Annotated in this window: 8 protein-coding genes; 5 read left to right on the top strand and 3 right to left on the bottom strand. The window is 58.1% G+C overall.

Annotated elements, in window-relative coordinates:
- Positions 1–149: 149 nt before the first annotated feature.
- Positions 150–1349, bottom strand: a complete 1200-nt coding sequence (gene tyrS / locus DK870_RS12310; protein WP_161548733.1) for a tyrosine--tRNA ligase — start codon at positions 1347–1349, stop codon at positions 150–152.
- 209 nt (positions 1350–1558) lie between these two features.
- On the opposite strand from tyrS, the gene DK870_RS12305 reads away from it, so the two are divergent.
- Both DK870_RS12305 and DK870_RS12300 read left to right on the top strand, forming a co-directional pair.
- A complete protein-coding gene (locus DK870_RS12305; protein WP_060757310.1) occupies positions 1559–2971 on the top strand; it encodes a peptidoglycan DD-metalloendopeptidase family protein in 1413 nt (470 codons plus the stop codon).
- A gap of 3 nt (positions 2972–2974) precedes the next feature.
- Positions 2975–4066: an anhydro-N-acetylmuramic acid kinase gene (locus DK870_RS12300; protein WP_060757309.1), complete on the top strand. Its 1092-nt coding sequence runs from the start codon at positions 2975–2977 to the stop codon at positions 4064–4066.
- A gap of 75 nt (positions 4067–4141) precedes the next feature.
- Here the strand turns inward: DK870_RS12300 and erpA are convergent, their stop codons facing one another.
- Together erpA and argC are read right to left on the bottom strand one after the other, a co-directional pair.
- Entirely contained in the window at positions 4142–4492 is a 351-nt protein-coding gene (gene erpA, locus DK870_RS12295) for an iron-sulfur cluster insertion protein ErpA (protein ID WP_003176443.1), read from the bottom strand.
- A gap of 165 nt (positions 4493–4657) precedes the next feature.
- On the bottom strand, positions 4658–5692 hold the full coding sequence (gene argC, locus DK870_RS12290; protein WP_003210935.1) for an N-acetyl-gamma-glutamyl-phosphate reductase: 1035 nt from the start codon (positions 5690–5692) through the stop codon (positions 4658–4660).
- 135 nt (positions 5693–5827) lie between these two features.
- Here argC and hemJ point away from each other — a divergent pair, with 135 nt between their 5' ends.
- The 3 genes from hemJ (at position 5828) to DK870_RS12275 (ending at position 8276) form a co-directional block, all read left to right on the top strand.
- Complete coding sequence (gene hemJ / locus DK870_RS12285) at positions 5828–6256, top strand: protoporphyrinogen oxidase HemJ (RefSeq protein WP_060757307.1); 429 nt, start codon at positions 5828–5830, stop codon at positions 6254–6256.
- Positions 6257–6281: 25 nt separating this feature from the next.
- A complete protein-coding gene (locus DK870_RS12280; protein ID WP_060757306.1) occupies positions 6282–7244 on the top strand; it encodes a nitronate monooxygenase family protein in 963 nt (320 codons plus the stop codon).
- A gap of 69 nt (positions 7245–7313) precedes the next feature.
- Positions 7314–8276 carry a DUF805 domain-containing protein gene (locus DK870_RS12275; RefSeq protein WP_090368523.1) on the top strand — a complete coding sequence of 321 codons (963 nt, stop codon included), beginning with the start codon at positions 7314–7316 and terminating at the stop codon, positions 8274–8276.
- Positions 8277–8278 lie beyond the last annotated feature (2 nt).

Raw genomic sequence — 8278 nt, 5'->3', positions numbered from 1 at the left:
AACTCCTTCTGGGCTTCGATGAACTGAAGCTATTCGCTGCCTGAATCTTCGTAACTTCTTGTTTACCAAGGAGTTTTGAGTTTCGACTGCGCCGGAAGTGGGGCGAATTATAGACAGATATAATTCGCCGTCAACCACTAATTTCAGCTTTATTCAGCCTTGAGCGTAATACGCGCAAATGCCTTCTTCCCTGCCTGACAGACATGGGTAGCACCGAGCTCGTATATAAAGGTGCGATCAACCACCTCACCATCTATACGCACACCGCCGGAACCCAGCAGATCACGTGCCACCGCCGAGTTCTTCACCAGGCCCGCCTTGTTAAGGACAGCCGCGATCGGCATTGCCTCTGCAGCAGTCAATTCAATCTCAGGCAGATCGTCCGGCAGCTCGCCATCCTTCATACGGTTACCCGCCGCACGGTGAGCACTGGCCGCAGCCTCTTCGCCATGGAAACGCGCAACAATCTCTTCTGCCAACTTGATCTTGACGTCCCGCGGGTTCGCACCCGCCTCTACATCGGCACGCAATGCGTTGATCTCATCCATCGAGCGGAAGCTCAACAACTCGAAGTAACGCCACATCAGCGCATCCGGAATAGACACCAGCTTGCCGTACATCACGCCGGGAGCTTCCTGGATACCAACATAGTTACCCAAGGATTTGGACATCTTCTTGACGCCATCCAACCCCTCCAGCAAAGGCATAGTCAGAATGCATTGAGCTTCTTGCCCATACGCACGCTGCAGCTCACGCCCCATCAGCAGGTTGAACTTCTGATCAGTACCGCCCAGCTCGACGTCCGCACGCAACGCCACCGAGTCATACCCCTGGACCAGCGGATACAGGAACTCGTGAATGGCAATCGGCTGATTGGTGGAGTAGCGCTTATCGAAATCATCGCGCTCAAGCATGCGCGCGACAGTGTACTGAGAGGTCAGACGAATAAAGTCCGCCGGCCCCATCTGATCCATCCAGGTGGAGTTGAACGCCACCTCGGTCTTGGCCGGATCGAGAATCTTGAACACCTGCGTCTTATAGGTCTCGGCATTCTCGAGAACCTGCTCACGAGTCAGCGGCGGACGCGTTGCGCTCTTGCCGCTCGGATCACCGATCATCCCGGTGAAATCACCGATCAGAAAAATGACCTGATGCCCCAGCTCCTGGAACTGACGCAACTTGTTAATAAGCACGGTATGCCCCAAGTGCAGATCCGGTGCTGTCGGATCAAAGCCAGCCTTGATACGCAGGGGCTGGCCACGCTTGAGCTTTTCAATCAGCTCGGCCTCGACCAACAATTCTTCCGCACCACGTTTTATCAGCGCTAGCTGCTCTTCAACCGACTTCATAACAGACCCGCAAGGCTCGAATTCAAAAGGGAACCAACCATACAAGATCAGTGACTAATTACAAGTTTTGCCCTACGTACGGACACCACTCAGCAAGCCCAGCGTTCGCGAGCTTGCGCCACAGATGATTTGGTTATATTTTATACAGTTATTTCATCTTCATCATGTCATTCATCTTTTCCATTTCATCTTCAAAGTCAAAATTACTTATGACCACTGAACCGTCTAAAGCGCCGCCGCTTTACCCGAAGACCCACTTGCTCGCCGCAAGTGGCATCGCCGCTCTTCTCAGCCTGGCACTCCTGGTATTCCCTTCCAGTGACGTAGAAGCCAAACGAACATCCCTGAGCCTTGACCTGGAAAGCCCAGTTGAACAACTGACACAAGATCAAGACGCTTCCGACGCCCAACAAGCCACAAATGCACCAGTTGAATCACCCTTCGCACAGATAGAAAACACGCCTGAAGAGACTCAACAGGCCGAACAGGAGCCGCCTGCAGCCGCCCCTGCCAAGAACCCACTGCATCGCGAAGTGATCGTGGCGAAAGGCGACACGCTATCAACCTTGTTCGAGAAGGTCGGCTTGCCCGCCGCCACCGTTAATGAGGTGTTGGCCAGCGATAAACAAGCCAAGCAATTCACCCAGCTCAAGCACGGCCAGAAGCTTGAGTTCGAAATGGCGCCAAACGGCCAACTGAACAACCTGCACAGCAGCACCAGCGACCTGGAAAGCATTGCCCTGACCCGGGGCGCCAAAGGCTTCACCTTCAACCGCATAACCGCCAAGCCCGTAATGCGCTCAGCCTACGTACACGGCGTAATCAATAGTTCCCTGTCTCAATCAGCCGCGCGCGCCGGCTTGTCCCACAGCATGACCATGGACATGGCCAAGGTGTTCGGCTACGACATCGACTTCGCCCAGGACATCCGCCAGGGTGACGAATTCGACGTGATCTACGAACAAAAAGTCGCCAACGGTAAAGTCGTCGGCACCGGCAACATTCTTTCCGCACGCTTTACCAACCGCGGCAAGACCTATACCGCCGTTCGCTATACCAACAAACAGGGCAATAGCAGCTACTACACTGCCGACGGCAATAGCATGCGCAAGGCCTTCATTCGTACGCCCGTCGACTTCGCTCGTATTAGCTCGCGTTTCTCCATGGGTCGCAAGCATCCAATTCTGAACAAAATCCGCGCCCACAAAGGCGTCGATTACGCAGCCCCTCGCGGCACGCCTATCAAGGCCGCCGGTGACGGTAAAGTCCTGCTGGCCGGCCGTCGTGGCGGTTACGGCAACACCGTGATCATCCAGCACGGCAACACTTACCGTACCCTGTATGGTCATATGCAAGGTTTCGCCAAGGGCGTATCGACAGGCAGTAACGTGAAGCAGGGCCAGGTGATCGGTTATATCGGTACCACCGGCCTGTCGACTGGACCGCACTTGCACTATGAGTTTCAGGTCAACGGCGTTCACGTAGATCCGCTGGGCCAGAAGCTGCCAATGGCCGACCCTATCGCCAAGGCCGAGCGCGCACGCTTCCTGCAACAGAGCCAGCCGCTGATGGCGCGCATGGATCAGGAACGGTCCACCTTGCTGGCTTCGGCGAAGCGTTAAGGTATGTCGCTCTATATAGGCGTGATGTCCGGGACCAGTCTCGATGGCCTGGATATCGCCCTGATCGAACAAGACCCGACGATCAAATTGATCGCCAACCACTATATTCCCATGCCGGACACGCTGCGCACCGAGCTTCTTGACCTGTGCGCCAGCGGCCCGGACGAGATAGCCCGCTCGGCCATTGCCCAGCAACACTGGGTAACACTGGCCGCTCAGGGCATCCACGCCTTGCTGGACCAGCAAAATCTCAAGCCTCAGGATATCCGTGCGATTGGCAGTCATGGCCAGACCATCCGCCATGAACCTGCACGGGGCTTCACCGTTCAGATCGGCAACCCCGCCCTGCTCACCGAGCTGACCGGTATCACCGTGGTCAGCGACTTTCGCAGCCGTGATGTAGCGGCCGGCGGCCAGGGCGCACCCTTGGTACCCGCCTTTCATGAAGCGTTGTTCGGCGAGCAGACCGGTCAGCGCGCCGTATTGAATGTCGGCGGGTTCAGCAATCTCAGCCTGATTGAAACCGGCAAGCCCGTAGCGGGCTTCGACTGCGGCCCGGGCAACGTATTGCTGGACGCCTGGATTCATCACCAACGCGGCGACCACTTTGACCGAGACGGCCAATGGGCGGCCAGTGGCAAGGTCCAGCCGCAGTTACTCAACGCGCTGCTCAGCGACCCCTTCTTCCAGACCAAAGGCCCGAAAAGTACCGGACGCGAAGTGTTCAACCTGAAATGGCTGCAACAGCATCTCGGTCAATTGCCTGCGTTCCAGCCTCAGGATGTGCAAGCCACCCTGCTTGAGCTGACCGCCCTGACCGTCGTCGAATCTCTACAAGCGGCACAATCCGGAACGCAGACCCTGCTGATCTGCGGCGGCGGCGCCCATAACGCTACGCTGATGAAGCGATTGGCCGCACTGCTGCCCAACACCCAGGTCGATAGCACCGCTTCTTACGGTGTAAGCCCCGACTGGGTTGAGGCCATGGCCTTCGCTTGGCTGGCCCATTGCTGCCTCGAAGGCATCGCCGCCAACCGCCCGAGTGTCACCGGTGCACGCGGGCTTCGGGTCCTGGGCGCGATCTACCCCGCCTGACGACACTGAGAATCGCAGACAGCAAAACGCCGCTTGGCCAATCAAGGCCAAGCGGCGTTTTTTATGCGCTATCAATCAGATCGAGAACGAAGACCCGCAACCACAGGTAGTCGTGGCATTGGGGTTCTTGATCACAAAACGCGAACCTTCCAGACCTTCCTGATAATCCACCTCGGCACCTGCCAGGTATTGGAAGCTCATCGGGTCAACGACCAGGCTGACGCCCTCGCGCTCGACGATCGTATCGTCGTCGGCCACATCTTCATCGAAGGTAAAACCGTACTGAAACCCTGAACAACCGCCGCCCGTAACGAATACGCGCAGCTTCAAGCGATCATTACCCTCTTCATCGACCAGGCTCTTCACCTTGTGCGCAGCACCGTGGGTGAATTGCAAAGCCGTGGGGGTGAAGGATTCAACGCTCATGCTGATAATCTCCCGGCGTAGCGCCGCCCTATGCGTAATGGACGGCATTATCCGCTTCTCCTAGAAAAGCGGTCAACTATTGTTACGGTATATCAATCTGCTCAAGCGCCATTAAAAACACAAAAGGCCCGATCAACGGGCCTTTTGCACAGCGACAAAGCCGTCTTAAGGCAGCATGCCTGCGTGAGACAAGCCCAGCTTTTCATCCAGGCCAAACAGGATATTCATGTTCTGCACCGCCTGGCCCGACGCGCCCTTGACCAAGTTGTCGATCACCGACAGCACCACCACCAAGTCGCCATCCTGCGGACGGTGCACGGCAATACGGCATACATTGGCACCACGCACGCTGCGGGTTTCCGGGTGGCTGCCGGCCGGCATCACGTCGACGAACGGCTCGTTGGCGTAACGCTTTTCAAACAGTGCCTGCAGATCAACCGAGCGATCGACCACGGTGGCGTAGAGCGTGGAGTGAATACCACGGATCATCGGCGTCAGGTGCGGCACAAAAGTCAGGCCCACATCCTTACCGGCAGCACGGCGCAGCCCTTGGCGGATTTCCGGCAGGTGGCGATGCCCTTTGACTGCGTAGGCTTTCATGCTTTCCGACGTCTCGGAGTACAGCGAACCTACTGCCGCGCCACGACCGGCGCCACTCACGCCCGACTTGCAGTCCGCGATCAAACGCGAAGCATCTGCCAGCCCTGCCTCCAGCAATGGCAGGAAACCCAGCTGGGTCGCAGTCGGATAGCAGCCCGGCACGGCAATCAGGCGCGCTTGTTTGATCTGCTCGCGATTGACTTCCGGCAGGCCATACACCGCCTCCTCCAGCAATTGCGGTGCACCGTGCGGCTGGCCGTACCACTTGGCCCACTCATCGGCATCCTGCAGGCGGAAGTCTGCGGACAGGTCGATCACCTTGGTGCCGGCCGCCAGCAGTTCCCCAGCCAACGCATGGGCCACACCGTGCGGCGTGGCGAAAAACACCACATCACAGGCGCCCAGGGTCTTGATGTCCGGAACACTGAATGCCAGGCCGTCATAGTGGCCTCGCAGGTTCGGGTACATATCGGCCACGGCCAGCCCGGCCTCTGATCGGGAAGTGATGACGACCACCTCTGCCTGCGGATGCTGGGCCAACAGACGCAGCAATTCGACACCGGTGTAACCCGTGCCGCCGACGATACCGACCTTGACCATAAACCTGCCCTCAACGAACCCACTGGAAAGGCGTCGATAATAGGGGCCGTATCGTCCTGCGACAACCGCCAACGTGACGTACGGGCGCGTCAACCACTACTATCTTGGCTACCGTGAACCTGGGAATAATCAAAAATGCTTTATCTATGGGTCAAAGCCTTTCATATCGTCAGCATCGTCTGCTGGTTTGCCGGGCTGTTCTACCTCCCGCGCCTCTTCGTCTACCACGCTCAAAGTGAGGACACCGTCAGCAAGGAACGCTTCAGCGTGATGGAACGCAAGCTTTACCGCGGCATCATGGGGCCGGCGATGCTCGCCACATTGATATTCGGTATCTGGATGCTTGCGCTTAACCCCGGCATCTTTCAATCGGGTGCCTGGATCCACGCCAAGCTCACGCTCGTCGTACTGTTGATCGGCTACCACCACATGTGCGGCGCACAGGTGAAGCGTTTTGCCCGTGGCGAAAACACCCGCAGCCATGTCTTTTATCGCTGGTTCAATGAAGTGCCGGTTCTGATATTGCTGGCTATCGTAATTTTGGTCGTGGTCAAACCGTTCTAACTTCACATCACACGGGGTACCTCCAATGTCGCTGCCCGCTCTGCTTGAACAACGTCTGCGCCTGCCGGTAGTGGCTGCGCCGATGTTCCTGATTTCCAACCCGCAACTGGTCCTGGCGTGTTGCCGCAACGGGGTGGTCGGGAGCTTCCCGGCGCTCAACCAGCGCGAGAGCAGTGGCTTCAAGGCCTGGCTGGAGGAAATCGAAGCGGGCCTGGCACAGTTGGACAACCCCGCGCCGTATGCCGTCAACCTGATCGTGCACAACAGCAACCCACGTCTGCAGGCCGACCTGGCAATCTGTATCGAACACAAGGTCCCCATCGTCATTACCAGCCTCGGCGCGGTGAAGGAACTGGTCGACGCCGTGCACAGTTATGGCGGGCTGGTGTTTCACGACGTCACCACGCGGCGCCATGCCGAGAAAGCCGCAGAAGCGGGTGTTGACGGCCTGATCGCCGTGGCGGCGGGCGCCGGAGGCCATGCAGGTACCTGGAGCCCATTCTCGCTGATCGCTGAAATACGCCAGTTCTTCGATAAAACACTGCTGCTGGCCGGCTGCCTGAATCATGGGCACGAGATCCTCGCCGCCCAGCTGTTGGGAGCCGACCTTGCGTATTTCGGCACGCGCTTTATCGGCACCACCGAAAGTCATGCGCCGGATGCCTATAAAGAGATGCTGCTCACATCGCGGGCCGCCGACATCGTGCACACTCCAGCAGTCTCCGGCGTACCCGCCAGCTTCATGCGCCAGAGCCTGGAAAACGCCGGCTTCGACCTCGCAGCCCTTCAAGGCAAGGCGCAAGTCAATTTCGGCTCCAAGCTCAAGCCGTTGAATGACGAGGCCAAAGCCTGGAAAACCGTATGGTCTGCCGGCCAAGGTGTCGGGGAAATCAATGATTTGCCCACTGTGGACGAACTCGTTGCTCGCCTGGATGCCGAATACCGCAAGGCCCGAGAGCAGGTGACACAGTTACGCTGGCCACGCTGATACAATTGCCGGACCGGCTGGCTGCAGCCGGCCTGCAACCCTCTTCCTACAAATGACAAGGATGCCCGCATGAGCGACAACCGTTTCAAGATAGTGTTTGATGGAGCATTGCTCCCGGGTGTCGAAAGCACCACCGCCAAGCTGAACCTCGCCGAGCTGTTCAAGAGTGAAGTCGAGGCCATCGAGAAACTCTTCACCGGCCGCCCCGTTGCGCTGAAACGTGACCTGTCCCGCCCGGACGCAGAAACCTATCTCAACGCACTGAAAAACGCCGGCGTCGACGCACGTATCGAAGCCGAACAGCCGGTAGCCTTCAGCCTTGCAGAAACCCACGAAACATCGTCCCACACCTCCGACTTCTCGCAACCAGCCGCCTCGCCCTATGCCCCTCCGCGCGCAGCCGTAGGTGATGAGCTGCCGGAATACGCCCCCCTCAACGTGTTCACCATCCATGGACGTATCGGCCGCCTGCGGTACCTGGCCTGGACACTGGTGTTGACCGTTGCGATGCTCGTCGCCTCCGGCATCATCGCCACTGCCGGCTTTGCCGTGGCAACCGCTTCGCCGACCGCGGGTATCATTCTGGGCTCGCTGCTGGGCTTTGCGTTGTTCGTGGCCATGCTCTGGGTCAGCGTGCAGATCGCTGTACAGCGGCTGCACGACCTGGGTTGGTCCGGCTGGTTATGGTTCCTCAACCTGGTCCCGCTGGTGAACAGCGTCTTCCCGATCTTGTTGCTGGTATTGCCGGGGAACGCTGGCGCCAACCAATACGGTGCGCCACCACCGCGCAACTCCACTGCGGTAAAAGTCCTGGCCACCCTGTGGCTGGCGTTTATTCCGGTGATGCTGGCTATCGTGGTTACGCTGGGTATGAACGGTTACCTGAATCAACTCGAAGCCAACATGGACAGCGGCTACGAAAACAGCTCGATCACCTCCGATGACGCTGCCGATCAGAGCGTTATCGTTGATGAAGAAGACGCGCAAAGTGCTGATGAAGCAGCCGAACCTGTAGACTCTCCAGAACAGTGAAG

It is taken from the genome of Pseudomonas sp. Q1 (genome assembly GCF_009935975.1).
GTDB lineage: Bacteria > Pseudomonadota > Gammaproteobacteria > Pseudomonadales > Pseudomonadaceae > Aquipseudomonas > Aquipseudomonas palleroniana.
This window is presented reverse-complemented; position numbering and strand designations above follow the sequence as displayed.